The sequence below is a fragment of the Collimonas sp. GW821-FHT07E08 genome, from assembly GCF_059418905.1.
The window spans coordinates 58,309-81,212 of record NZ_JBWKQR010000014.1 but is presented as its reverse complement, the minus strand read 5'-3'; the positions used below and the strand labels follow the sequence as shown (position 1 = coordinate 81,212).

Genomic DNA, 22,904 nt, shown 5'->3' with positions numbered 1-22,904 from the left:
TGAATATGGCAGGAGTGTCAACCGGCATGCGGGCGGCGCCGCGGCCGGCATGCTTGCCTAGGCAAGCATGCGATTTCAACTATCTGTCGGTGGCGGCGCATATTATTGTTAGAATCTTACCTGTTGAATTTTTTTAATACTTCATGCGCGAAGTCCCCGACCTGATTGCCTGCGAAGGATGCGATGCCCTGTATCGCAAGGTGCAGCTGCGCCGTGGAGAGATTGCGCACTGCCCGCGCTGCGGCACCGAACTGGAGCGTGACGCCGGCCGCCAGCGCGAGCGCATCCTGCCGCTGACGGTGGCCAGCCTGATCATGTTCGTGATCGCCAACAGCTTTCCCATCGTCGAGATCGAGCTGCAAGGTTTGAGCAGCCGCACCACCCTGTTCGGCGCCGTGCTGTCGCTGACCACCGAAGGCATGTCGCTGGTGGCCCTGCTGGTGCTGGCCACCACCATCCTGTTTCCGCTGCTGCAGCTGCTGTTCCTGTTTTACCTGCTGGTGTCGCTGCGTAGTCAGCGTAACCCGCAGCGCCGCCCGCCCGGTTTCAGCTGGCTGGTAAGGGCCATGCAAAGTTTGCGGCCGTGGGGCATGGTGGAAGTGTTCCTGCTCGGCGTGCTGGTGGCGGTAGTGAAATTATCGAACATGGCGACCGTGATCCCGGGCGTGGCCCTGTGGGCGTTCGGCGTGCTGACAGTGCTGCTGACCGCGGTGGTGTCTTTCAACCCCCGGCATTTCTGGCAGATGGCCTATGCCGAACGCAACCAGGAAGAGATTGCATGAGTACCGGCGCCGCCACCGCGAATACTGCCATTCCCGCCGAAGGCGAAGACCTGGCGGTGCGCACCGCCGCCGGCCTTGGCATGATGTCCTGCCATCATTGCGGCACCGTCTGGCAAGAGGTGCGCGAACACGAGCATTGCGGGCTGTGCGGCACCGCGCTGCACCTGCGCAAGCCGGACAGCATCCGCCGCAGCTGGGCGTTCCTGATCGCTGCCTGCATCATGTACATCCCGGCCAACCTGATGCCGGTGATGATCACCAAGACCTTGCTCGGCGTGCAAGAGGATACGATCATGAGCGGCGTGATCTATTTCTGGGTATCCGGCGCCTGGGAGCTGGCGGCGATCATTTTCATCGCCAGTTTCCTGGTGCCGCTGTTCAAGCTGGCGTCCCTGATCCTGCTGACCTGGACCGCGCAGAAGCGCAGCCGCTGGCGCCGCCTGCAACGCGCCAAATTGTACCGGCTGGTGGAAATCATCGGCCGCTGGTCGATGCTGGATGTATTCGTGGTGTCGCTGCTGGCGGGCCTGGTGCAAATCGAAGGGTTCGCCAAGATCACCGCCGGCTTCGGCGTGCTGGCGTTTGCCTCGGTGGTGGTGCTGACCATGCTGGCGGCGCTCAGCTTCGATCCGCGCCTAAATTGGGACAACAGCGGGGACAGCAGCGATCAAGAGATGGATGAGAACCAGAGGATGAAAGCACAAGATGAGCGATGAAAACACCCGGGACGGCGCCCTGCCCCCTTTGCCCGAGCCCAAGCTGAGCCGCAAGCGCGACTGGCTGCCGTCGCTGATCTGGCTGATCCCGATCGTCGCCGCGGTAGTCGGCTTGACGCTGGTGGTCAAGATCCTGGTCGAACGCGGGCCGTCGATCACCATCACCTTCCGCACCGCGGAGGGCCTGGAAGCCGGAAAAACCAAGGTCAAGTACAAGGATGTCGATATCGGCCTGGTGCAAACCATCACCCTGAGCAAGGACCGTTCGCACGTGCTGGCCAACGTCCAGCTGTCGAAGGAAGCCGCAAGCTTTACCGCCGCCGACACCCGTTTCTGGGTAGTGCGGCCGCGGGTAGCGGCTTCCGGCGTCTCCGGCCTGAGCACCTTGCTGTCGGGCGCCTACATCGGCGCCGACGCCGGCACCTCCAAGGAAACGAAAGACGAATTCACCGGGCTCGAAGTGCAGCCTATCGTCAGGCTCGACGCCTCCGGCAAGCAATACATGCTGCACGCCGCCGACATCGGTTCGCTGGACATCGGCTCGCCGGTCTACTACCGCCGCATCAAGGTCGGCCAGCTGGCGGCATTCGACCTGGACGCCGACGGCAAGGGCGTGACCTTGCGCATTTTCATCGATGCGCCTTACGACAAGTTCATCGGCGTCAACACCCGTTTCTGGCACGCCAGCGGCTTCGACATGCAGATCAACGCCAGCGGCTTCAAGCTGCGCACGCAATCGCTGGCGACCGTGGTGCTGGGCGGCATAGCCTTCCAGGCGCCGGACGACCAGCTCGGCACCACAGCCAAGGAAAACACCACCTTCAACCTGGCCTCAGACGAAGAAGCCGCCCTGAAGGAACCGGACGGCCCGTCGGAAACCGTGGTGATGTATTTCAACCAGTCGCTGCGCGGCCTGACGCCAGGCACTACCGTCGATTTCCGCGGCGTGGTGCTGGGCGAGGTCAAATCGATAGGCATAGAGTACGATGCCAAGCGCCGCGAATTCAGCATGCCGGTAGTGGTGCAGGTCTATCCCGAGCGGCTGGGACGCCGTTATGCCGAGGATGAAAAACACTCGAGCTACACCGCCAAGCAGCGCCTGCAGTATATGGTCAGCCGCGGCCTGCGGGCGCAGCTGCGCACCGGCAACCTGCTGACCGGCCAGCTGTATATCGCACTCGACTTTTTCCCGAAGGCGGCGCCGGCCACCATCGATACATCGAGCGCCATCATCGAGCTGCCGACCATCCCCAACAGCCTGGATGAAATCCAGTCGCAGATCGCCGAGATCGCCAAGAAACTCAGCAAGGTGCCGTTCGACCAGATCGCCGCCGACCTGCAGAAAACCCTGGGCACCCTGAACCGTACCCTGCTCAATGCCGAACAGCTGACCAAGAGCCTGAACAACGACGTAGCGCCGGAAATCACCGCCGCCATGAAGGACGTGCGGGTCACGCTGGACAACGCCAACCGCACCCTGTCCGACAATGCGCCGCTGCAGCAGGATATCCGCGCGACCCTGCAGGAACTGACGCGCTCGGCAGCGTCGGTGCGGATCCTGACCGACTACCTGGAACGCCATCCGGAAGCCCTGATCCGCGGCAAGCAAGAGGAAAAGAAATGATGACATCCACCACATCGACACGCATCTGCGGCATCGCTGCCGCGCTACTGCTGGCTGGCTGCGCTTCCGCTCCTACCCACTTTTACACGCTGGCGGCGCCGGCAGCGGCGGCGCCGGCCATCCAGAATTCCAGGCTGTACATCGACGTCGCGCCGGTCTCCCTGCCGGAACGCCTGGCGCGCCCGCAACTGGTGGTGCGCAGCGCCGGCAGCGCTTCCAGCACCCGGGTCGACATCCTGGAGCAGGAGCGCTGGTCGTCGCCCTTCAACAATGAATTGCGGGATGCGCTGGCCAGCGGCATCGCCAATCGCCTGGGCGCAATCGACGTCAGCCGCAGCGGCCGGCCGACGGACCAGCCGGTGTACCGGATTGCGGTCGAGCTGCGCGAATTTGACGCCGTGCCCGGCGACAAGGTGCAAGCCACTTACGGCTGGACCGTCAGCCGTTCCGACAACGGCCGCAGCAGCGCCTGCCAGCTCAACGTGGCGGCCGCAGTCACTCCGGGGATAGATGGCTTGGTGCTTGGGGTGCAGCGCACCGTTGCGGATGTGGCCAATGGCATTGCCGCCAATATCACGGCATTCAAGGCGAATCCCGCGGCTGCTTGCCAAGGCGCCAGTCCGCAGGCATAAACGTCAAAAAACCTCAGAAGCGTTCGTAACCCAGCAGATAACGCCATTCGCCGACCGCCAGGCCGGCCATCGGCAGGCGGCCGATACGGATGCGCTTGCTGGCCACCACCTGCAGCCCGACCTGTTCGCACATGTGCACGACCAGGCCGCGCGGCGGCGCCTTGAGGGCGAAACGCAGGCGTTTTTCGTTTTGCCAGCTGACCTTGATCGGCGGCAGCGGCTTGCGGTTGAAACTCAAGCCGTGGTTCAGCAATTTCAGCCCGTCGGGAATGATGTCGCCGGCGACTTCGACTATGTATTCATGTTCGATCTTGGCGGCATCGTCCACCAGCTTGCGGGTTACCCGCCAGTCCTGGGTAAACACCAGCAAGCCGCTGGCCAGCGTCTCCAGCGGTTCGATCAGGTTCAGGTTGGCCAGGTGGCGTTTCAGGAAACGCAGTTCGGCGCGGTCGTCGGCGGCGCGCTTGTCCGGCACGATCAGCTGCGCCGCCAGCTCGCTCAGCGCCGGGCCGGCGAACAGGTCGAGGCCGGCCGGCTTGTGGAACAGGATGGTGACCGGGTCTTGCGGTTCAAGCGTTGCGTCCGCGGCCAGTTCTACCTGCTGCCGCGCACCGATGCGCAAGCCAGGTTCTTCCACCACTTTGCCATCGACCTTGACCCAGCCGCCCTCGATATATTGTTCCGCTTCGCGGCGGGAGCAGGAAACCAGTTCGGCGAGATGTTTTGCAAGGCGGATTGATTCAGTCATGTATGAGGTCCGGAGACATAAAAATTGCGGACGGCCATTGTAACCGTCTTACCCCTGGTTCATTTGCGATACAGTTCAGGCCGCGGCTTGTTGCGCTGTTCGTAGATCGTCTTGGCGTCTTCGCGCGCGCGCTCCAGCGTGCGCATGACGGGATCGTCGTCGTGCAGGGTAAAAAAATCCTCGGCTTGCGCGTTCATCACATACTTGATCGCGGCCTTCTCTTTCACGTCGTACAGCTCCACCAGCAAGGTGGTGACTTCATCCAGGTATTCTTCATAGGTCATGATTGACTCCGGTGTTCCTTGCCGCGCTCACCTTCATCCACGGTGTTACAGGAAGAGCCCGGCGAGCGTATTTTGCACCAAATGCGCCTGAGGACCAAGCCATCAGGATGAATGTCCCCGCACCGGCGGCTTCAATCCGGCGAATCTTCGCCACAAGCGGCTGATTTCTGGCCTGTGTTTGCCGCCGGAAGCCAGCAGGCTGACCGCCACGCCGCAGGATCCGGCCAGTTCGGGATGCAGCTCTGCCAGCTGCTGCAGCAGCTGGGCAGCGACGCTGCGGTCGTTGTCCGCGCCCAAGCCATCTTGCAAGTCGCCGAGCGCCGCCAGGTAGGCATGGGTGTGCCTGGCCGGAAAATACGACTCAAAGAATTCGGTGGCGTAGCGTGCCTTCTTGGCCGCGATCCTTACCCGGTGGCGCCTGGCAGCGTCCTGCCGCTTGATGCGGTTGCCTCGCTTCAGCAATTTTTTCTGCAGCCCGGCGAGTTTCCTGACCGCGAATTTTTCCAGGGGCGCAGACAGCGCGGCCACCTGCCCTGCATCCAGTTCTTCGCGCCAGCGCCGCCCTTCTATCCAGCTGCCCAGCAATAACAGCAGGCGCGTATAAGGGCGCGAAGTCACCGCCGTCGCGACCGCCTGGCGACGCCTGCCGGCTTCGCTGAAGGTGAGCTGCCGCAAACTGTCCAGCTGCCGCTTGTCAGGACAACGCTTTGCCGCTTCGTCCAGCGTCGCCACGGCCAGCACCTCCCAATCGCGGGCAGGCCCCAGCGTGGCCGCCAGCCAGCCAAGCCGTTCCGCTATTTCCGGCGGCGCCGGGATGACCTTTTTAAACAAACTCAGCAAGGCGCGCAAACGCCGCAATCCGACCCGCATCTGGTGCAGGCTTTCCGGATCGGCGCCATGCACCACGCCATCTTCATTGCCTTGCATCTGCGCCAGGCAATTGCCGAGCAGGGCCTGGAATCCCTGCTCCAGCGTCAAGCCGGACGCCAGCTCGATCGGCTTGGCCTTGACCACCGCGGGCGCGTGCGGCGCATGCATGGCATAACCGCGCTCGGCCTTGCTGGCGTTGGCGGCGCGCAGCGGCAGCGTCTGCTGCAAGGCCAGCGCCAGTTCAAACAGGCTCGCCGCGTTGCCGGCCTTGAGCTCCAGTTCGATTTCGCTGATCGGAATGCGCTTGCCGCCATGCAGGATTTCGCCCTGGTCCAGGGCCAGCTCGACTTCGTCTCCGGCCTGCGAGCGCAGCAGCCAGATCGTGCGTTTGAATTGTGTGGTGAATATCGGCAGCAGACGATTGGCGAGGCTTGGCGCCGCCAGCAATGCAGCCACAGCCGAACCGGGCTCCAGCAGTCCGCGCAGCGTGTGCAAGTCAGGCGCCGCGCCGCCGACCTCAGACTCCCATTCAGGGCGTTGATGCAAACCGGCCGCCGCCTGGCCGCCGCTCTTGCAAGTCTGGATCCAACGCGACCCTGCCTTGCGCACCCGCAGCGCGGTGTGGCTGCGCTGCAGGTAGAGGTCGGGCGTGTCGAAGTAGATGCTGGTCAGCTGCTGCGACCGGGGTTTGCCGGTGGCGTAATGTTTTAACAGGGGATGGCGGCGAAAGCTTGCGACGTCCCGCGGCTCCAGTAGCAGTTTTAATTCGATTTCCATGCTTCTAGCATACTTCCAAACCGCCGCTTCCAGTAAGCTATTGTTTTAATGCCATGCACCTGGAATGCGCCGAAACCGGCGGGCCAGCTAGAATTGGCGGCTGCGCGAACGGCAGGCCCGCTTCATCGCCGGAATCATGCTGTAGCCGCTTTGCCGGTAATAACGATAGAAATAGAAAAAGGTTTTCATGTCAGGCGCGCCAATGTCGGAAGGATTGAGGGTTTCCAGCAAGAACGGAAGGCGCGGCCCCGCAGTTGACCAGATGTCGATGAAATAACAATCTTTAACCTTTGCACGCATCCTGCCCGCTTCTAGCCCGACTCTTGTCCGATAGCTGGCCCTGCCTGCACAATCGGCTTCCGGCAGCGTAATATCATGCTGTCCAGACCAAGCGATTGTCATCGATGCCGATTCCGTATTTGAGAAAACTGACTGGCAAGGAACGCAGCCAGCAAGCAAACCGCCACCTGGCGTTTTTCCTGTCCTTCATCGCCGGCGCGATCAATGCCGGCGGCTTCCTCGCGGTCGGGCAATACACTTCCCACATGTCCGGCATCGTTTCGTCGATGGCGGACAATCTTGCACTCGGTTCGCTGGGGCTGATGCTGGCTGGCCTGGCATGCCTGCTGTCGTTCCTGTTCGGCGCCATGACGTCCGCCCTGCTCATCAACTGGGGACGGCGGCAAGACCTGCATGCGGAATTTGCGCTGCCTTTGATGCTGGAAGCGGGCTTGCTGCTGGTGTTTGGCCTGCTGGGCGGCAACCTGGAGGGACATAAATGGCTGTTCGTGCCGATGACAGTGATACTCCTGTGCGCCATCATGGGTTTGCAAAACGCCATCATCACCAAGATTTCCAAAGCCGAGATCCGCACCACCCACGTCACCGGCATGGTCACCGACATCGGCATCGAACTCGGCAAGCTGGTTTACTGGAACCGGCTGGAGCCTGGCAGCGAGCAGCCGGACGTCATCGCCGACCGCGCCAAATTGCGGCTGCTAACCACCCTGGTCATGCTGTTTTTCAGCGGTGGCCTGGTCGGCGCACTGGGCTTCAAGCATATCGGCTTCATCGCCACCGCGGTGCTGGCCGCTACCTTGATGTGCCTGGCGATCGTGCCTATCGTCGACGATTTCCTGAAATTCCAGCGCAATGCCTGAATTCAATACAAAGCTTGTGATTGCTTAGCTGCTACCAGCCGCCGCCCAAGGCGCGAAACGTCGCCACCACGGCACGGCCGCTGCCGGTTTGCGCGCGCGCCAGCTGGTCGCGCGCGGCCAGCAGCTGCCGGTCTTGCTCCAGCACTTCCGCCAGGCTGGTGGCGCCGCCCTTGTAAGCGTCCTCCGAAGAATCCCGCGCCCGCACGTTGGCATCGACTTCACGGATCAATTCCCGGCGTTCAGCGTCGAGCTCGGTCTGCATCACCAATGCGTTCTCCACATCTTCGGTCGCCCGCAGCATGGATTGCCGGTAACCCGCCAGCGCTTCCGCGTTGACGCCTTTGGCGCGCGCGACTTCGGCATCGACCCGGCCGAAGTCGAACAAGCGCCAGCGCAAGCCGACCAATGCCAGCGGCTGGAAACTGGCGGACGACGGGGTCGCGCTGCTCAAGCTTTCAAAGCCTAGCAGCGCCGACAATGAAAATTTCGGATAGTACTCGGCAATCGCCACGCCGATGCGCGCATTCGATGCCGCCAGGCGCCGTTCGGCGGCAATCACATCGGGCCGGCGGCGCAGCAGGTCTTCCGGTTTCAGGGTTACCGCCAGCGCCGGGATGGACGCTTCAGCGGCGTGTCCTGCCAGTTCCGCGGCGTAGGTGCCGGGCTGGGCGCCCATCAGTACATCGAGCCGATTCAGCTGGACCTCGCGTTCCGCCCGCAGCGGCGGGATGGTGGCCCTGACCTGGGCCAGGCGCGCTTCGGCCTGGGCTTGCTCGCGCTGGGTCGACATGCCCTCCTTCAGCCGCAAGTCGACCAGCTCCAGCAAATCGCTGTCGGCCTTGATCTGGTCCGCCGCAAGGGCGATGCGGGTTTGGGCGCCGCGCACCCTGAAATAGGCATCGGCGGCTTCGGCCGCGACCGATACGCGCACGCCCAGCCGGTCGGCCTCGGCCGCCTGCGCTTCGGCGCTGGCAGCCTCGGCGCCGCGGCGCAGTCCGCCGGCCAGGTCGATTTCCCAGCTGGCGCCAAGACCGTCGCTATACAAGGTGGCGTTACGGCGGTAACCGGGCTGGTGGCTGGCCAGTTCGCCCAGCTCGCTTTGCAGCGACTGGCGCTCTTTGGCGACCTGCGCACTCACGCTGCCGACCGGCAGCAGCGCCGCGCTCGACAGGTGCGCAAGGGCGCGCGCCTGTTCGACCCGAGCCAGCGCGGCGGCCAGGTCCAGGTTCTGCGCCAGCACCTGCTCGATAATCCGCGTCAGCGCCGGATCGTTGAAATGTGTCCACCAGGCATCCAGGACGAGCGGCTCGCTGGCCGCGGCCGGCCCTGCATGATGAAACGCCTCCGGCATGGTCGAGGCCGGCCCGGCATAGTCGGGACCGGCGGCGCAGGCGGCCAGCGCCAGCAAGATTGCTGCGCCGAGCAGCGCGTTCGGCGCACGCGACAGGCGGGCTGCCGGCATTACGGCCTTGCTGGTTTTCATGGTGGTTTCCTTTTGCCCTGCTGTTTAAAGAAGAATTTAAAAAAGAATTTTTAGTAACTTGCATTACGATAGTCACTAGTGTAAAGTGACTTTCATTATGAAAGCAAGTTGTTTTTTAAATTTCGCCAATAGGCATATATAGATAAGGAGCAGCAGCCATGACTGATTCGGCAACTGACACGGGCGCGCCCGTCGTGCCGCCAAAACGAAAAAAACTCGGCGGCAAGATACGGATAGCCACCGGGCTTGCCATCGTCGTCGGCATCGGCGCCGCCGCCTACGGCTGGCATTGGTGGAACAACGGGCGCTACATGGAAAACACCGACGACGCGTATGTCGGCGGCGACATCACCGTGATCAGCCCGAAGGTGCCGGGTTATATCGTCTCGGCGGCGGTGACCGACAACCAGGCGGTCCATGCCGGAGACCTGCTGGTAAAGCTCGATGACCGCGACTACAAGGCAGCGCTGGAAAAAGCCGAAGGCGCGGTTGCCGCGCAGCAGGCCTTGCTGGCCAACCTGGATGCGACCCGCAGCCTGCAGCAGGCAGTGATCGCGCAAACCAAGGCCGGCGTGACCGCCAGTTCCGCCGAGACACTGCGCTCGCGCGACGATGAACAGCGTTACCAGAACCTGTCGGCCAAGGCTGCGGTCTCGGTGCAAAGCGCGCAACGGGCCAACGCCGATTACCAGCAGGCGCTGGCCAACGGCCAGAAAGCGCAAGCCGTGCAAACCGCGGCGGAACGCGAACTGGGCGTGATCGCCACGCGCCGCCAGCAGGCCGCGGCCGCGCTGGCGCAAGCGGTTGCCGAACGCGATATCGCCAGGCTCAACCTCGGCTATACCGAGTTGCGGGCGCCGATCGACGGCACCATCGGCAACCGCTATGCACGCAACGGCGCTTATGCCGCGGCCGGCAGCCACATGATGTCTATCGTGCCGGCGCGCGGACTGTGGATCGACGCCAATTTCAAGGAAAGCCAGCTGGCGCGGATGCACCCCGGGCTGCCCGCCACCATCGAAGCTGACGTGCTGCCGGGCCGCCGCTTCCACGGCCACGTCGCCAGCATGGCGCCGGCCACCGGCGCCCAGTTCAGCGTCCTGCCGCCGGAGAACGCCACCGGCAATTTCACCAAGATCGTGCAGCGCGTGCCGGTGCGCATCGTGCTCGATGACGCCGACAGCGTACTGGGCGTGCTGCGGCCGGGCTTGTCGGTGCAGGCCGAAGTCGATGCGCGCAGCACCCGGAGCCTGCAGTAATGAACGCCTCGGCTGCCCGCGCGCCATTGCAGCTTATCCTGCCGGCCGACATGAGCACCGTGGCCAAGGTGTTGGCCTTCGCTTCCATGTGCGTCGGCATGTTCATCGCGCTGATCGATATCCAGATCGTTTCGGCCTCGCTGCGCGAGATCGGCGGCGGCTTGTCGGCCGGCGCGGATGAAACGGTCTGGGTCCAGACCAGCTACCTGATTGCCGAGATTATCGTGATCCCGCTGTCCGGCTGGATGTCGCGCGTGATGTCGACCCGCTGGCTGTTCGCCATCTCGGCTGCCGGTTTTACCCTCACCAGCCTGCTGTGCGGCATGGCGTGGAATATCCAGAGCATGATCCTGTTCCGGGCCCTGCAAGGTTTCCTCGGCGGCTCGATGATCCCGCTGGTGTTCACTACCGCGTTCGCCTTCTTCGCCGGCCCGCAGCGCGTGATCGCGGCCGCCACCATCGGCGCCATCGCCTCGCTGGCGCCGACGCTCGGCCCTTCCGTCGGCGGCTGGATCACCGACAACTATTCCTGGCACTGGCTGTTCTTCATCAACCTGGCGCCGGGCATCTTCGTTACCGTCGCCGTGCCGATCCTGGTCAAGATCGACCGCGCCGACTGGTCGCTGCTGCGCAACGCCGACTACCTCGGCATGGCGCTGATGGCGCTGTTCCTCGGCTGCCTGGAATACACGCTGGAAGAAGGCCCGCGGCTGGACTGGCTGGGCGACCCGGTGATCACCGCCACTGCCTGGATTGCCGCAGTCTCCAGCGTACTGTTCGTCTGGCGCAGCCTCAGCTACCGGTTTCCGGTGGTCGACCTGCGCGCGCTCAAGGACCGCAATTTCGCGCTCGGCTGCTTCTTCTCGTTCATTACCGGCGTCGGCATCTTCGCCACCATCTACCTGACGCCCGTATTCCTGGGACGGGTGCGCGGCTACAGCGCCATGCAGATCGGCATGGCGGTGTTCTCTACCGGCGTATTCCAGATCCTGTCGATCCCGGTGTATTCCTTCTTCGCCAACCGGGTCGATTTGCGCTGGCTGATGATGTTCGGGCTGGCCTGCTTTACGCTGTCGATGTGGCAGTTCTCGCCGATCACCCATGACTGGAGCGGCGCCGAACTGATGCTGCCGCAAGCGTTGCGCGGCATGGGACAGCAGTTCGCGGTGCCGCCTATCGTCACGCTGACGCTGGGCGGGCTGGCGATGGAACGGCTGCGGCTGGCGTCCGGCTTGTTCAACCTGATGCGCAACCTGGGCGGCGCCATCGGCATCGCGGTCTGCGCCACCATCCTCAACGATCGCACCAACCTGCATTTCTTCCGGCTGGCCGAACACCTGACCCGCAGCAACGATGCCACCAGTGCGCTGCTGCAAGGCGCCGCCGGCACGCTGGGCGAGGCCGGGGCGCTGCGGCAGCTGTGGAACCTGACTTACCGGGAAGCGCTGACGCTGACTTTTTCCGACACCTTCCTGGCCATCATGGCTTGCTTCATTGTCGCCACCGCGATGGTGCCCCTGATGCGCAAGGTCGCGCCGCCCAAGGCGCCGTCGGCCGATGCCCATTGACCTGACTTTGCTGTCCCTCTCCAACCGAACCAAAGGAAACACATCATGAAAATCAAAGACTCCGTCGCTTTCGTCACCGGCGCCAACCGCGGCCTCGGACTGGCCCTCGTCCACGAACTGCTGGCCCGCGGCGCCAGCAAGGTTTACGCCGGCGTGCGCGATCCGGCCAGCATCAAGCTGCCTGGCGTGGTTGCCGTCAAGCTGGATGTCACCAATGCCGAAGAAGTGGCCGCCGCAGCCGCCCAATGCAAGGATGTGACGTTGCTGATCAACAACGCCGGCATCGCCAGGGTGTTCAGTTATCTCGATCCGGCCGCGATCGATACCGCGCGCGAGATTTTCGAAGCCAATTTCTTCGGCACGGTACGCATGAGCCAGGCATTCACCCCGGTCCTCGCCAATAACAAGGGCGGCGCCATCATCAACATCCTGTCGGTGGCAAGCTGGGTCAACTCGCCGGAACTGTCCCTGTACGGCGCCTCCAAGTCTGCCGCCTGGGGTTTCACCAACGGCTTGCGCACTTCGGTGCGCGCACAAGGCACCCAGGTTGTCGGCCTGCACGTCGGTTTCATGGATACCGACATGACCCACGGCTTCGACCTGCCCAAGGTAAGCGCACAAGAAGTCGCGGTGCAGGCCCTGGCCGGACTGGAAGCCGGCCTGGAGGAAGTGCTGGCGGACGATATCACGCGCACCGTCAAGCAGGGCCTGGCGACCGGCATCTACCTGGCGCCGCTGCAACGCTGATATGCCCATGGCAGATGTTTTGCCGCAGGCGCAGTTGCAAGCCATTGCCTGCGCCTGAGGATTTGTCCCCGGATAGGGCCATAGTTGCTATCATATTGAAAGTCTTGAAAACGCTGAGAGGATATCCATCATGCAACGCAAAAGTTTCGGCAACATGCAATGCCCCATCGCGCGCAGCCTGGAACGTGTCGGCGAATGGTGGAGCATCCTGATCCTGCGCGACGCCTTCTATGGCCTGACCCGTTTCGACGAATTCCAGAAGCACCTGGACATCGCCCCCAACATGCTGACGCGCCGCCTCAATGCGCTGGTCGAGGAAGGTTTGCTGGAACGCCATCTTTATTGCGAAAAGCCGCCGCGCCATGAATACCGCCTGACCCAGCGCGGCCGCGATTTCCGTCCAGTGCTGCTGGCGCTGATGGCCTGGGGCAACCAGCATTTCGCTCCTGAAGGCGCAAGCGTCGTGTTGCTCGACACCGCCACCGGCAAAAGCGCCGATCCGGTGCTGATCGACGGTACGACAGGCAAAAGGATCAGCGAAAAAGACCATGTCATGGGCCCGGGCCCTGCCGCTACAGAGCCTATCCTGCAGCGCTTCGCGCGCGCGGCCTCCGTGGCTTCCAAATAACGCCGCCGCCGGCAGCATCTACCGAACCAATCAAATTTTTTTAGGGATAACCATGTTCACCCCGCTGACAGCCGAAATTGATGTCGACTACGCCTCGCTGGCGCGCCAGGCCGCAAGCCTGCTGGAAGACGAACGCGACCTGACGGCCAACGCCGCGCAATTTTCCGCATTCATCTACCAGTCGCTGGCCGACCTCAACTGGGCCGGCTTTTATTGGGTCAAGCCGGCCAGGAAGGCAGGTGGCGAGGAATTGCTGATCGGACCGTTCCAAGGCAAGGTCGCCTGCGCCCGGATTGCGTTCGGCAAAGGCGTGTGCGGCACCGCCGCCGCGGAGCGGCGCGCCATCCTGGTGCCGGACGTGCATGCGTTTGCCGGCCACATTGCCTGCGACGCCGCATCGAACTCGGAAATCGTGATCCCGGTGATGAAAAATGGACAGCTATACGGCGTGCTCGATATCGACAGCCCCACGCTGAATCGCTTCCGCCCGGAAGACCTGCAGGGGCTGGAAGCGCTGCTTGCGCTGTTCGTCGCGGCTACCGATTTCGCTTAAGTTCAGACCGTCTTGATGAACAGCGCAACCAGCTTGCGCGTCAAGCCGGTATAGGGCGGATAGAACATCTTGGCCAGCATGATGCGGTTGCGCACCACCGCCCGCTCATGCGAAAACGCCAGGAAACCGTGGTGGCCGTGGGCGCTGCCGATGCCGGAATTGTTGACGCCGCCGAACGGCAGGTTGCCGTGCAAAAACTGCACCACGCAATGGTTGATGCAGGCGCCGCCCGAGGTCGTCTGCTGCATCACCTTGGCGATGTTGGCTTGCTTGCGGCTCCACACATAGAGCGCCAGAGGCTTGGGTTCGGCGTTGATGCGAGCAATCACCGTATCCAGCTGCGCATAGCCAATCACCGGCAACAGCGGCCCGAAGATTTCCTCGCCCATGATCTTGGCGTCGTCCGGGATCCCGTCCAGCAATGTCGGCGCAATATAGCGCTGGGCTTCGTCAACCGCACCGCCGGTGATGACCCGCGCGCCGCGCGCAGTGGCGTCATCCAGCAGGGTCTTGACGCGCGCGGTATGGCGCTGGTTGACGATGCGCGCCAGGCTGCTGCTGCCGGCCTGCTCGGCTCCCTTGCCATAGGCGCTCTCCAGCGCCGCCACGCAGTGTTCGAGGAAAGCGTCCTTGACGCTGGCGTGCACGTAAATGTGATCGGGCGCGATGCAGGTCTGGCCATTGTTGGTGAACTTGGCCCACAGGATATTTTGCGCAGCGGCTTGCAAGTCGGCCGTCTCGTCGACGATGGTGGGCGATTTGCCGCCCAGCTCCAGCGTGACGCTGGTCAGGTGCCTGGCTGCCGCCGCCATGACGATCTTGCCGACGGCCGGCGAACCGGTGAAGAAAATATGGTCGAAAGGCAGCTCCAGCAGAGCCTGGGCGACCGGCGCATCGCCCTCGAACAGCGCCACCTCATCCTCGCTGAATACTTCACGGATGATCTTGCCGATGACGGCTGACGCATGCGGCGTCATTTCCGACGGTTTGAGGATCACCGTATTGCCGGCAGCCAGCGCCGACACCAGCGGCCCCAGGCTCAGGTTCACCGGATAATTCCAGGGCGCCACGATCAGCACGCGTCCCTTGGGTTCGTATTGGGTATAAGCCGAAGTGCCGACCATCATGCGCGACGGCCAGACTTTCCTGGGCTTCATCCAGCGCCCCAGCTTGCGGATGGCGTCGTTGGCTTCGGCGATCACCGGCAGGATTTCACTCAGTTCCACTTCGGCGGCAGGCTTGCCGAAATCGGCAAAACCGGCGGCAATCACTTCATCCTTGTGCGCCAGCAGCGCGCTCTTCAGTTTCCTGATTTTCTGCAGGCGCTCGGCCTTGCCCGATTGGCGCAGGCGCAGGGCGGTTGTCCCCTGGGCATCGAATACGCGCCGGATCTCCTGCCGGACCTGGGCAAAATCGGCGCCGGCTGGCGTTGTCATTGTGTTCATGGCTGGCCTTTGACAAGAGCATTTGTATGCACCAATTAAAGCACATCGCCCGGCGCCGAGGACGGGCTTTTAACCGAGCGCTTCCTCGGCTTTGCCGACGCTTTTCCAGCCTGCTTGTTCAAGGCGGACGGCCTATGCCAGGTCCAGGGTATTGGTCAGGTCGCCCAGCGGCGCCTGGCGGTTTTCCCGGAACGCCTGGTCGCGCGCCACCAATGCGTCCAGCTTGCGCAAGCCGTGCAGGCGGGTAATGAAACGCATGATGGAGGTGGTGTCGTACACGGTATGGTCGACAAACCCCTTTTTTGCATGCGGCGAAATGACGGTCGCAGGAATCCGCGAACCCGGTCCCCAGCGATCGCCCCTGGGCGGCGCCACATGGTCCCACCAGCCGCCGTTTTCATCATGGGTGACGATCACCACCATGTTCTGCCATTGCGGCCCGCGCTGCAGATGGGCGATGACGTTGGCGATGTGGCGGTCGCCCGATTCGACATCGGCATAACCCGCGTGCAGGTTCAGGTTGCCCTGCGGTTTATAAAAACTCACCGCAGGCAACCGGCCGGCATCGATCTCCGCCAGGAATTTGTTGGTGGCGGGATCGTCGCCCAGCCCGGCGTCTTTCAAATGGGTTTCGCGCAGCGCCGTGCCGGGAGCAAAACTCTTGAAATAATTGAACGGCTGGTGATGGTACTGGAAATTCGGCACCGCATCGTCGTTCGCCTTGCCCTCCAGCGCGGCCTGCCAGGCGCCGGCATACCAGGCCCAGCTGACGCCCTTTTCCGACAGGCGGTCGCCGATGGTGGCATAGGTCTGCGGCGGCAGCACCATCGGATCGCCGGCATCGGCGTAGGCCGCATCGCCGTCCTTGGCCGGTTTCACGAAACTGGGCTGGTACGGCGGCGCCATGGTGTTGACCGCGTAGCCGTCCGGCGTGATGGCGCGGTCGCGCAGGAATTTGGGCGGACCGTCGATGGCCGAAGCCGGATTCTTGTCGTCCAGCTTCAGGCGGGTTCCCTTCGGATCGTCCCCTTCCACGGTCGCCACGTTGTGGCGCGCCGGACTATTGTGGACATCGGGATAGAAAGGCGTCTGCCCGGAAACCAGGAAGATATGGTTGAGGTAAGAACCGCCGAAAGCCGACATGAAAAAATTGTCGCACAAGGTGTATTGCTCGGCCAGCTTCCACAGGCGCAGCTTGCTGGCGGTTTCGCCGTAGTGGCCCATGGTCAGGGCGCCGGAATCGGCCCACGCCACGAACTGGTCGTTCTTGCCGCCGTTGATCTGCATCTGGTTCTGGTAAAACTTGTGCCACAGGTCGCGCGTGATCACTCCCTGCGGCAACGGCTTGCCGTGCTGGTCGCTCAGCTTGAACGGCGCATTGGGCAAGCCGCTGATCTGGTTTTCCGCGATCATGTAGCGCTGGCCGCCGACTTCCTGCGCCTGCGGCACCAAGCCGCCCCAGATCTTGGGCAGCTGCGCCAGCGGCGTCTTGCCGTCGCGGTCCAGCTGCGTGTGGCGGGCCTGCATCGCTTGCGACAATGGTTTTTGCACGCCGGGGAAATTGCCGTACAGGTTATTGAAACTGCGGTTCTCGGCGTAGATCACCACTACATGCTTGACCGCCGATTGCAGCTTCTGGTCCAGCAGTTTTTCCTGCGCCGCATCGGCGACCTGCTGGCCGCCGTCGCTGGCGCAGTCCGACAACGCCAGGCTGGCGCCGACGGCAACCACGCTGCCGAGAAAGCGGCGGCGCGTGAAACCGACGGTCTCGTCTTCTTCTGTCAATTCCGGTTTTTGATCTTCGTTCATGGCTTATTGATGTTGGTTCGCAGCGTGCCATGTTAGCAGCAGAGCGCCATCTTTTGCCATGAAACTCTCAATCCGGGCGCGGCGTCCGCAGCGTGACGAACTCTTCGGCCGAGGTCGGGTGGATGCCGATCGTGTCGTCGAACACGCGCTTGGTGGCGCCGGCGCGCAAGGCGACGGCGATTCCCTGGATGATTTCACCGGCGTCCGGTCCCACCATGTGGCAGCCGAGCACCTGGTCGCTGGCGGCGTCGACGATCAGCTTCATCATGGTTTTTTCATGGTAGTCGCCCAGGCTCAATTTCATCGGCCGGAATTTCGTCTCGAAGACTTTCAGCTTGTGGCCGGCGTCCTGCGCCTGCTCTTCCGTCAGTCCGACCGTGCCGATATTGGGCAGGCTGAACACCGCCGTCGGAATCAGCCGGTAGTCTACCGGACGATATTCCTCGGGCCGGAACAGGCGCCGCGCGACGGCCATGCCTTCGGCCAGCGCCACCGGCGTCAGCTGCACCTTGCCGATGACGTCGCCCAAGGCCAGGATGCTGGGTTCCGAGCTGCGGTATTCCTGGTCGACCTTGATGAACCCTTTGGCGTCCAGCGCCACATCGACATGCTCCAGGCCGAGGTTGTCCAGCATCGGCCGCCGGCCGGTGGCGTAGAACACGCAGTCTGTGTCAAGCACGCGGCCGTCTTTCAAGGTCGCCTTCAGGCTGCCGTCGGCCTGTTTGGCGATGCTGGCGATATCGGCCTTGAACTGCAGGTCGACGCCCTTCTTCTTGAACTCGTCGTTCAGGTGCTGGCGCACGCCATGGTCGAAACCGCGCAAGAACAGGTCGCCCCGGTACAGCAAGCTGGTCTGCGCGCCCAGGCCATGGAAAATCGAAGCGAATTCGACGGCGATATAGCCGCCGCCGACCACCAGCACGCGACGCGGCAATTGCTTGAGGAAGAAGGCTTCGTTGGAGGTGGTGGCGAATTCCTTGCCGGGGATGTCCGGCACTTGCGGCCAGCTGCCGGTGGCGACCAAGATGTTGGCGGCGCTGATGCGCTGGCCGTTGATCTCGACCGTATGCTTGTCCAGCAGCCTGGCGTGGCCTTCATGCAGGGCGACGCCGCTGTTGAGCAGCAAGCCGCGGTAGACTTCGTTGAGCCGGTGGATCTCGCGGTTCTTGTTGGCGATCAGCGTGCTCCAGTCGAACTGCGGCTTGCCGGCAGTCCAGCCGAAACTGGAGGCTTGTTCGAAGTCTTCGCTGAAATGAGCGCCGTACACCAGGAATTTTTTCGGCACGCAGCCGACGTTGACGCAGGTGCCGCCCAGGTAGCGGCTTTCCGCCACCGCCACGCGGGCGCCGAAACCAGCCGAAAAACGCGCGGCGCGCACGCCGCCGGAACCGGCGCCGATTACAAACAGGTCGACATCAAAAGACATTGGCATTCTCCGCGGCCATGGGCAGACCAAGACACTCGCCCGGAACGGCGAGCAATGCCAAATATTACGCTATCGACTACTCTGTCGCTTGCTCGTAGGTGAAACTGGAAGGCTTCAGCGCGGTGATCACGATGCGCCTGGCGCCGTGCATTTCAACATCCTTGTTTTCATTCAGGAAAATGTCGCCTTTGAAACTCTCGGCGGTGATCCACAGCAAGCCGCTCAGGCACTTGATTCTTTCGCCCTGTTTCAAGGCTTTCTGGATCGAGATGGTCTGGTCTTCAGCCAGGTAGACAACGTCATGGGTATGCGCCCGGGTCAGCAGATGGCTGATGTTCTCTGATTTCATGGTTTGCCTCGGTATGTTGGCGTCAATCGCGTCAAACATTGACTGCCGGAATGTAAATTTATTATTATTTATTCCGGCAGAGATAACAATCCAGGAAATCAGAACAACACTTGTGCCTGCCAAGCACAAATCAAATCAGTCGAGCAAACTCTCATCCCAGGCGTACACGGTCTGCTGCTGCTCGCCCAGCCCATCGATGCCGAGCCGCACCACGTCGCCAGGCTTGAGATACAGCGGCGGTTTTTGCCCCATGCCGACGCCGGGCGGCGTGCCGGTGGAAATGATATCGCCCGGGTACAGGGTGGCGAACTGGCTGATGTAATGGACCAGGAAAGCGACATTGAAGATCATGGTCTTGGTGCTGCCGTCCTGGAAGCGCTTGCCGTTGACTTCCAGCCACATCGACAGGTTTTGCGGATCGGCCACTTCGTCGGCGGTGACCAGCCATGGTCCGACCGGACCGAAGGTGTCGCAGCCCTTGCCCTTGTCCCAGGTGCCGCTGCGTTCGATCTGGTATTCGCGCTCGGAGACATCGTTGATCACGCAATAACCGGCGACATGCGACAGCGCCTGGTCCAGCGCGACATAGCGCGCCTTGCTGCCGATCACCACGCCCAGTTCGACTTCCCAGTCGGTCTTGACCGAATTTTTCGGCATCACGATGGCATCGTCGGGACCGCTGATACAGCTGCTCCATTTATTGAACAGCACCGGTTCCGGCGGCACCGGCAAACCGGATTCGGCGGCGTGGTCGCTGTAGTTCAGGCCCACGCACATGAATTTCCCCACGCCCGTGAACGGCGTGCCGATGCGGCCTGGCGCGGCAATTTCCGGCAGGCTGGCCGGATCGAGTCCGCGCAGCTTTGCCAGCCCGGCGGGCGTCAGCTGCTGCGGCGTGATATCCGCGATCACGCCGGACAAATCGCGCAGCTTGCCGCCGGCATCCAGCATGGCCGGCTTTTCCTGGCCTTTCGGGCCTACTCGTAACAGCTTCATCTGTTGCTTCCTTTTTTTAAAAACCGCCCTGCCTGGAAATACCCATGCGAAGCGGCAAGTTTTAGCTCAAAATACGCAAGCTGGCCCCGAGCCAGCCTCCTGCCAATCTTCTGGAAACATGTATGCCGAATCTTAATTTATTGCTGGGTTTTGCGCTGGTGGCTTTCGGCATGGTGCTCACGCCCGGGCCCAACATGATCTACCTGATCTCGCGCTCGATCTGCCAAGGCCCCAAGGCCGGTTTCGTATCGCTGGCCGGCGTCGCTACCGGCTTTGTGTTTTACATGCTGTGCGCGGCGTTCGGCATCACCGCCCTGCTGTTTGCCGTGCCGCTGGCCTACGACCTGCTGCGCTTCGGCGGCGCCGCCTATCTGCTGTACCTGGCCTGGCAAGCGGTAAAACCGGGCGGGCGCTCGCCGTTCGCGGTGCGCGACCTGCCCGCCGACAGCAACCGCAAGCTGTTCCTGATGGGCTTGTTCACCAACCTGCTCAACCCCAAGGTCGCCTTGCTTTACCTGGCGCTGCTGCCGCAGTTCATCGATCCGAACGGCGCCAGCATCCTGGTGCAGTCGCTGGTGCTGGGCATGATCCAGATCGTGGTCAGCATCACCGTCAACTCGATGGTGACGCTGGCGGCCGGTTCGATCGCCGGCGTGCTGGGCAGCCGGCCCAGCTGGCTGCTGATCCAGCGCTGGCTGATGGGTACGGTGCTGGCCGGCCTGGCGGTGCGGATTGCATTGCAGGCAAAAAAATAAGCGGGCCGCTCCGGTTATTGGCTAAGATGCAAGCTTGCAAGAGATTCGGAGCTGCCTGAATGCCGTATTTGCCGTTTGCCCTGGCTTCCACCGTCGTCCTGCTGCTGCATGCGGCCGGCGTCGTCGCCGCCATCCACGCCTTGATGCACACCCGCACGCCGCAAGGCGCGGTGGCCTGGGTATTCGGGCTGGTGCTGCTGCCCTACTTCACCCTGCTGCCTTACCTGTTCCTGGGCAGCAAGCGTTTCACCGGTTATGTCGAGCTGCATCACTCGCGCCAGGCGCGCCTGCGCCAGCTGGACGATCCGGCCCGGCGGGCCCTGTCTGAACAATACCCGCCGCATGCCGGCGCCCAGCGCTACCAGGCCATCAGCAAAATGCTGGGGGTGCCGTTCCTGAGCGGCCACCGCCTGCGCTTGCTGGTGAACGGCAGGGCCAGTTTCGACGCCATCTTCGAAGCCATCGCCGGCGCCGAACATTATGTGCTGGTGCAATTTTTCATCATCCACGACGACGAACTCGGGCGCCGGCTGCAAGCGGCGCTGCTGGAGCGCGCCGCCGCCGGGGTCCGCGTCCACGTGCTGTATGACGGCGTCGGCAGCCACGACCTGCCGGCAACCTACGATGCGATCCTGCGCGCCGGCGGCGTCCAGATCCACCGCTTCGCCACCCGGCGCTGGCGCAACCGCTTCCAGCTCAACTTCCGCAACCATCGCAAGGTGGTCGTGGTGGACGGCTGGCGCGGTTTTGTCGGCGGCCTCAATGTCGGCGACGAATACCTTGGCCTCAAACCGCCGCTGGCGCCGTGGCGCGACACCCACATGGAGTTGCAGGGCCCGGCGGTAGCCGACCTGCAGCTGGCCTTCGACGAAAACTGGCACTGGATCAACGGCGAACCGCTTGCCTTGCTGCCGCCGCGCGCCGGCGACGGCAAGGCCACCAGCCTGATCGCCGCCACCGGTCCGGCCGACGCCCAGGAAACCTGTTCGCTGTTCTTCGTCCAGGCGATACACGCCGCCCGCCGCCGGCTGTGGCTGACCACGCCTTACCTGGTGCCGGACTCCGCCGTCAACGCCGCCCTGCAGCTGGCGGTATTCCGCGGCGTCGACGTGCGCATCCTGATCCCGGCCATCGCCGATCACCGCACCGTGTTCCTGGCATCGACCTTGTACGCGCACGAGTCGGTGCGCGCCGGCATCCGCGTGTTCCGCTACCAGCCCGGGTTCATCCACCAGAAAGTGCTGCTGATCGACGACGACACGGCGGCGGTCGGCAGCATGAACCTGGATAACCGTTCGCTGCGGCTCAACTTCGAGATCACCGCCTTGAATATCGATCCGGCATTCGCCGGCGAGGTCGAACAGATGCTGAAGACCGATTTTGAGCAGGCGCTTGAAATCGATGCAGCCGACTACGAGCGGCTGCATTACCTGTACCGGGTGCTGATCCATGTCGCCCGTTTGTTCAGCCCTGTATTGTAAAACCAACAAATTGTAGAGATGTGTCTACATATTTTTGCATAGCCCTATATTTGTAGTAACATATCTACATTACAAATCATTGTGGGCTGCCAAGATGACTATCACAACCCTCTCAAGCCGTCAGTTCAACCAGGATGCCAGCAAGGCAAAAAAGGCCGCAGAAGCCGGTCCGGTATTCATCACGGATCGCGGCCGGCCGGCGCACGTGTTGCTGACGTTCGATGAATACAAGAGAATCAGCGGCGGCAGGACCAAGATCGCGGATTTGCTGGCTATGCCTGGAATCGAAGCCATAGAACTTGAAATTCCTCGCCTGGACGACCTGGCACAGGCAGCGGATCTTTCCTGATGTATATCCTCGATACCAATGTCGTATCCGAGCTACGGAAAATCCGTCTCGGGAAAGCCGATAAATGCGTTACCGATTGGGCCGACAGCGTGGATGCGTCTGACTTGTACCTATCTGCGATCACTATCCAGGAACTGGAAATCGGCATATTGCTCGCGGAACGCCGCGCCCCTTCGCAGGGCGCCAAATTCCGGGCCTGGATGAGCAGCCATGTTCTGCCGGCCTTCTCAGGCCGCATCCTGGTCGTCGACACCGCTGTCGCCCTGCGCAGCGCGCGGTTGCATGTCCCGGACCCGCGGCCGGTTCGTGACGGGCTGATTGCTGCGACCGCCCTGGTTCACGGCATGACGGTCGTAACACGCAACGTCATTGACTTTCAGGCGACCGGCGCGGCAATTCTCAATCCATGGATCGACGTTCATGACTCTGACCTGCGTTAAAGACAAGTAAAATTTGTTTGAAA

The 22,904-nt window shown here is 62.6% G+C and carries 23 protein-coding genes and 1 pseudogene; 14 read left to right on the top strand and 10 right to left on the bottom strand.

Annotated features, from left to right (window positions below; translation table 11 throughout):
- Positions 1-143: 143 nt before the first annotated feature.
- The 4 genes from AC07RZ_RS18480 to AC07RZ_RS18465 are packed head-to-tail and all read left to right on the top strand — an operon-like array spanning position 144 to position 3,754.
- On the top strand, positions 144-782 hold the full coding sequence (locus tag AC07RZ_RS18480) for a paraquat-inducible protein A (protein WP_494669040.1): 639 nt from the start codon (positions 144-146) through the stop codon (positions 780-782).
- A complete protein-coding gene (locus tag AC07RZ_RS18475; RefSeq protein WP_494669039.1) occupies positions 779-1,498 on the top strand; it encodes a paraquat-inducible protein A in 720 nt (239 codons plus the stop codon). The genes AC07RZ_RS18480 and AC07RZ_RS18475 overlap by 4 nt, the downstream gene beginning before the upstream one ends.
- Entirely contained in the window at positions 1,488-3,122 is a 1,635-nt protein-coding gene (locus AC07RZ_RS18470; RefSeq protein ID WP_494669038.1) for a PqiB family protein, read from the top strand. The genes AC07RZ_RS18475 and AC07RZ_RS18470 overlap by 11 nt, the downstream gene beginning before the upstream one ends.
- Positions 3,119-3,754: a PqiC family protein gene (locus AC07RZ_RS18465; protein ID WP_494669037.1), complete on the top strand. Its 636-nt coding sequence runs from the start codon at positions 3,119-3,121 to the stop codon at positions 3,752-3,754. Before AC07RZ_RS18470 ends, AC07RZ_RS18465 begins: the two co-directional genes overlap by 4 nt.
- A 13-nt stretch (positions 3,755-3,767) precedes the next feature.
- On the opposite strand, the gene AC07RZ_RS18460 is transcribed toward AC07RZ_RS18465, so the two are convergent.
- The 4 genes from AC07RZ_RS18460 to AC07RZ_RS18445 form a co-directional block, all read right to left on the bottom strand.
- Entirely contained in the window at positions 3,768-4,502 is a 735-nt protein-coding gene (locus AC07RZ_RS18460; protein ID WP_494669036.1) for an rRNA pseudouridine synthase, read from the bottom strand.
- A gap of 59 nt (positions 4,503-4,561) precedes the next feature.
- Positions 4,562-4,786, bottom strand: coding sequence for a hypothetical protein (locus AC07RZ_RS18455; RefSeq protein ID WP_092398740.1), 225 nt, complete (start codon positions 4,784-4,786; stop codon positions 4,562-4,564).
- Positions 4,787-4,888: 102 nt separating this feature from the next.
- Positions 4,889-6,433, bottom strand: coding sequence for a CYTH and CHAD domain-containing protein (locus tag AC07RZ_RS18450; RefSeq protein ID WP_494669035.1), 1,545 nt, complete (start codon positions 6,431-6,433; stop codon positions 4,889-4,891).
- An 87-nt stretch (positions 6,434-6,520) separates the two neighbouring features.
- Positions 6,521-6,835: a hypothetical protein gene (locus AC07RZ_RS18445; protein WP_494669034.1), complete on the bottom strand. Its 315-nt coding sequence runs from the start codon at positions 6,833-6,835 to the stop codon at positions 6,521-6,523.
- 2 nt (positions 6,836-6,837) lie between these two features.
- Between AC07RZ_RS18445 and AC07RZ_RS18440 the strand changes: the two are divergent.
- Positions 6,838-7,566, top strand: a pseudogene (locus AC07RZ_RS18440) (YoaK family protein); the annotation flags it as partial.
- Between the two features lie 58 nt (positions 7,567-7,624).
- On the opposite strand, the gene AC07RZ_RS18435 reads toward AC07RZ_RS18440, so the two are convergent.
- Entirely contained in the window at positions 7,625-9,076 is a 1,452-nt protein-coding gene (locus tag AC07RZ_RS18435) for an efflux transporter outer membrane subunit (RefSeq protein ID WP_494669033.1), read from the bottom strand.
- 158 nt (positions 9,077-9,234) lie between these two features.
- Here AC07RZ_RS18435 and AC07RZ_RS18430 point away from each other — a divergent pair, with 158 nt between their 5' ends.
- The 5 genes from AC07RZ_RS18430 to AC07RZ_RS18410 all read left to right on the top strand — a co-directional run bounded on the left by AC07RZ_RS18430 (position 9,235) and on the right by AC07RZ_RS18410 (position 13,831).
- Positions 9,235-10,335 carry an HlyD family secretion protein gene (locus AC07RZ_RS18430; RefSeq protein ID WP_494669032.1) on the top strand — a complete coding sequence of 367 codons (1,101 nt, stop codon included), beginning with the start codon at positions 9,235-9,237 and terminating at the stop codon, positions 10,333-10,335.
- Positions 10,335-11,903, top strand: a complete 1,569-nt coding sequence (locus AC07RZ_RS18425) for a DHA2 family efflux MFS transporter permease subunit (protein WP_494669031.1) — start codon at positions 10,335-10,337, stop codon at positions 11,901-11,903. Before AC07RZ_RS18430 ends, AC07RZ_RS18425 begins: the two co-directional genes overlap by 1 nt.
- A gap of 45 nt (positions 11,904-11,948) precedes the next feature.
- Positions 11,949-12,650 carry an SDR family oxidoreductase gene (locus AC07RZ_RS18420; RefSeq protein ID WP_494669030.1) on the top strand — a complete coding sequence of 234 codons (702 nt, stop codon included), beginning with the start codon at positions 11,949-11,951 and terminating at the stop codon, positions 12,648-12,650.
- 130 nt (positions 12,651-12,780) lie between these two features.
- Positions 12,781-13,278, top strand: a complete 498-nt coding sequence (locus AC07RZ_RS18415) for a winged helix-turn-helix transcriptional regulator (protein WP_494669029.1) — start codon at positions 12,781-12,783, stop codon at positions 13,276-13,278.
- 52 nt (positions 13,279-13,330) lie between these two features.
- Entirely contained in the window at positions 13,331-13,831 is a 501-nt protein-coding gene (locus AC07RZ_RS18410) for a GAF domain-containing protein (protein WP_494669028.1), read from the top strand.
- A gap of 2 nt (positions 13,832-13,833) precedes the next feature.
- On the opposite strand, the gene AC07RZ_RS18405 is transcribed toward AC07RZ_RS18410, so the two are convergent.
- The 5 genes from AC07RZ_RS18405 to AC07RZ_RS18385 all read right to left on the bottom strand — a co-directional run bounded on the left by AC07RZ_RS18405 (position 13,834) and on the right by AC07RZ_RS18385 (position 19,856).
- On the bottom strand, positions 13,834-15,276 hold the full coding sequence (locus AC07RZ_RS18405) for an aldehyde dehydrogenase family protein (protein ID WP_494669027.1): 1,443 nt from the start codon (positions 15,274-15,276) through the stop codon (positions 13,834-13,836).
- Between the two features lie 132 nt (positions 15,277-15,408).
- On the bottom strand, positions 15,409-17,085 hold the full coding sequence (locus AC07RZ_RS18400) for an acid phosphatase (RefSeq protein WP_494669026.1): 1,677 nt from the start codon (positions 17,083-17,085) through the stop codon (positions 15,409-15,411).
- A gap of 67 nt (positions 17,086-17,152) precedes the next feature.
- A complete protein-coding gene (gene gorA / locus AC07RZ_RS18395; protein ID WP_494669025.1) occupies positions 17,153-18,511 on the bottom strand; it encodes a glutathione-disulfide reductase in 1,359 nt (452 codons plus the stop codon).
- A 76-nt stretch (positions 18,512-18,587) separates the two neighbouring features.
- Positions 18,588-18,860, bottom strand: a complete 273-nt coding sequence (locus AC07RZ_RS18390; RefSeq protein WP_494669024.1) for a DUF2917 domain-containing protein — start codon at positions 18,858-18,860, stop codon at positions 18,588-18,590.
- A gap of 135 nt (positions 18,861-18,995) precedes the next feature.
- The gene (locus AC07RZ_RS18385) at positions 18,996-19,856 is read right to left on the bottom strand and encodes a fumarylacetoacetate hydrolase family protein (protein ID WP_494669023.1); all 861 of its coding nucleotides are present in this window, start codon (positions 19,854-19,856) and stop codon (positions 18,996-18,998) included.
- 122 nt (positions 19,857-19,978) lie between these two features.
- On the opposite strand from AC07RZ_RS18385, the gene AC07RZ_RS18380 reads away from it, so the two are divergent.
- The 4 genes from AC07RZ_RS18380 to AC07RZ_RS18365 all read left to right on the top strand — a co-directional run bounded on the left by AC07RZ_RS18380 (position 19,979) and on the right by AC07RZ_RS18365 (position 22,881).
- The gene (locus AC07RZ_RS18380) at positions 19,979-20,611 is read left to right on the top strand and encodes a LysE family translocator (protein WP_494669022.1); all 633 of its coding nucleotides are present in this window, start codon (positions 19,979-19,981) and stop codon (positions 20,609-20,611) included.
- Positions 20,612-20,670: 59 nt separating this feature from the next.
- Entirely contained in the window at positions 20,671-22,092 is a 1,422-nt protein-coding gene (gene cls, locus AC07RZ_RS18375; RefSeq protein ID WP_494669021.1) for a cardiolipin synthase, read from the top strand.
- A gap of 94 nt (positions 22,093-22,186) precedes the next feature.
- Positions 22,187-22,441: a type II toxin-antitoxin system prevent-host-death family antitoxin gene (locus tag AC07RZ_RS18370; RefSeq protein ID WP_092398766.1), complete on the top strand. Its 255-nt coding sequence runs from the start codon at positions 22,187-22,189 to the stop codon at positions 22,439-22,441.
- Complete coding sequence (locus AC07RZ_RS18365) at positions 22,438-22,881, top strand: type II toxin-antitoxin system VapC family toxin (protein WP_494669084.1); 444 nt, start codon at positions 22,438-22,440, stop codon at positions 22,879-22,881. The genes AC07RZ_RS18370 and AC07RZ_RS18365 overlap by 4 nt, the downstream gene beginning before the upstream one ends.
- Positions 22,882-22,904: the final 23 nt, after the last annotated feature.

What these genes read in the sequence shown, in the direction of transcription:
- AC07RZ_RS18435 (WP_494669033.1), bottom strand. Translation starts at nt 9,076, where the DNA reads ATGAAAACCAGCAAGGCCGTAATGCCGGCAGCCCGCCTGTCGCGTGCG.
- AC07RZ_RS18450 (WP_494669035.1), bottom strand. Translation starts at nt 6,433, where the DNA reads ATGGAAATCGAATTAAAACTGCTACTGGAGCCGCGGGACGTCGCAAGC.
- AC07RZ_RS18415 (WP_494669029.1), top strand. Translation starts at nt 12,781, where the DNA reads ATGCAACGCAAAAGTTTCGGCAACATGCAATGCCCCATCGCGCGCAGC.
- cls (WP_494669021.1), top strand. Translation starts at nt 20,671, where the DNA reads ATGCCGTATTTGCCGTTTGCCCTGGCTTCCACCGTCGTCCTGCTGCTG.
- gorA (WP_494669025.1), bottom strand. Translation starts at nt 18,511, where the DNA reads ATGTCTTTTGATGTCGACCTGTTTGTAATCGGCGCCGGTTCCGGCGGC.
- AC07RZ_RS18425 (WP_494669031.1), top strand. Translation starts at nt 10,335, where the DNA reads ATGAACGCCTCGGCTGCCCGCGCGCCATTGCAGCTTATCCTGCCGGCC.
- AC07RZ_RS18400 (WP_494669026.1), bottom strand. Translation starts at nt 17,085, where the DNA reads ATGAACGAAGATCAAAAACCGGAATTGACAGAAGAAGACGAGACCGTC.
- AC07RZ_RS18480 (WP_494669040.1), top strand. Translation starts at nt 144, where the DNA reads ATGCGCGAAGTCCCCGACCTGATTGCCTGCGAAGGATGCGATGCCCTG.
- AC07RZ_RS18380 (WP_494669022.1), top strand. Translation starts at nt 19,979, where the DNA reads ATGCCGAATCTTAATTTATTGCTGGGTTTTGCGCTGGTGGCTTTCGGC.
- AC07RZ_RS18465 (WP_494669037.1), top strand. Translation starts at nt 3,119, where the DNA reads ATGATGACATCCACCACATCGACACGCATCTGCGGCATCGCTGCCGCG.
- AC07RZ_RS18420 (WP_494669030.1), top strand. Translation starts at nt 11,949, where the DNA reads ATGAAAATCAAAGACTCCGTCGCTTTCGTCACCGGCGCCAACCGCGGC.
- AC07RZ_RS18405 (WP_494669027.1), bottom strand. Translation starts at nt 15,276, where the DNA reads ATGAACACAATGACAACGCCAGCCGGCGCCGATTTTGCCCAGGTCCGG.
- AC07RZ_RS18385 (WP_494669023.1), bottom strand. Translation starts at nt 19,856, where the DNA reads ATGAAGCTGTTACGAGTAGGCCCGAAAGGCCAGGAAAAGCCGGCCATG.
- AC07RZ_RS18390 (WP_494669024.1), bottom strand. Translation starts at nt 18,860, where the DNA reads ATGAAATCAGAGAACATCAGCCATCTGCTGACCCGGGCGCATACCCAT.
- AC07RZ_RS18430 (WP_494669032.1), top strand. Translation starts at nt 9,235, where the DNA reads ATGACTGATTCGGCAACTGACACGGGCGCGCCCGTCGTGCCGCCAAAA.
- AC07RZ_RS18475 (WP_494669039.1), top strand. Translation starts at nt 779, where the DNA reads ATGAGTACCGGCGCCGCCACCGCGAATACTGCCATTCCCGCCGAAGGC.
- AC07RZ_RS18370 (WP_092398766.1), top strand. Translation starts at nt 22,187, where the DNA reads ATGACTATCACAACCCTCTCAAGCCGTCAGTTCAACCAGGATGCCAGC.
- AC07RZ_RS18470 (WP_494669038.1), top strand. Translation starts at nt 1,488, where the DNA reads ATGAGCGATGAAAACACCCGGGACGGCGCCCTGCCCCCTTTGCCCGAG.
- AC07RZ_RS18460 (WP_494669036.1), bottom strand. Translation starts at nt 4,502, where the DNA reads ATGACTGAATCAATCCGCCTTGCAAAACATCTCGCCGAACTGGTTTCC.
- AC07RZ_RS18455 (WP_092398740.1), bottom strand. Translation starts at nt 4,786, where the DNA reads ATGACCTATGAAGAATACCTGGATGAAGTCACCACCTTGCTGGTGGAG.
- AC07RZ_RS18410 (WP_494669028.1), top strand. Translation starts at nt 13,331, where the DNA reads ATGTTCACCCCGCTGACAGCCGAAATTGATGTCGACTACGCCTCGCTG.
- AC07RZ_RS18445 (WP_494669034.1), bottom strand. Translation starts at nt 6,835, where the DNA reads ATGACAATCGCTTGGTCTGGACAGCATGATATTACGCTGCCGGAAGCC.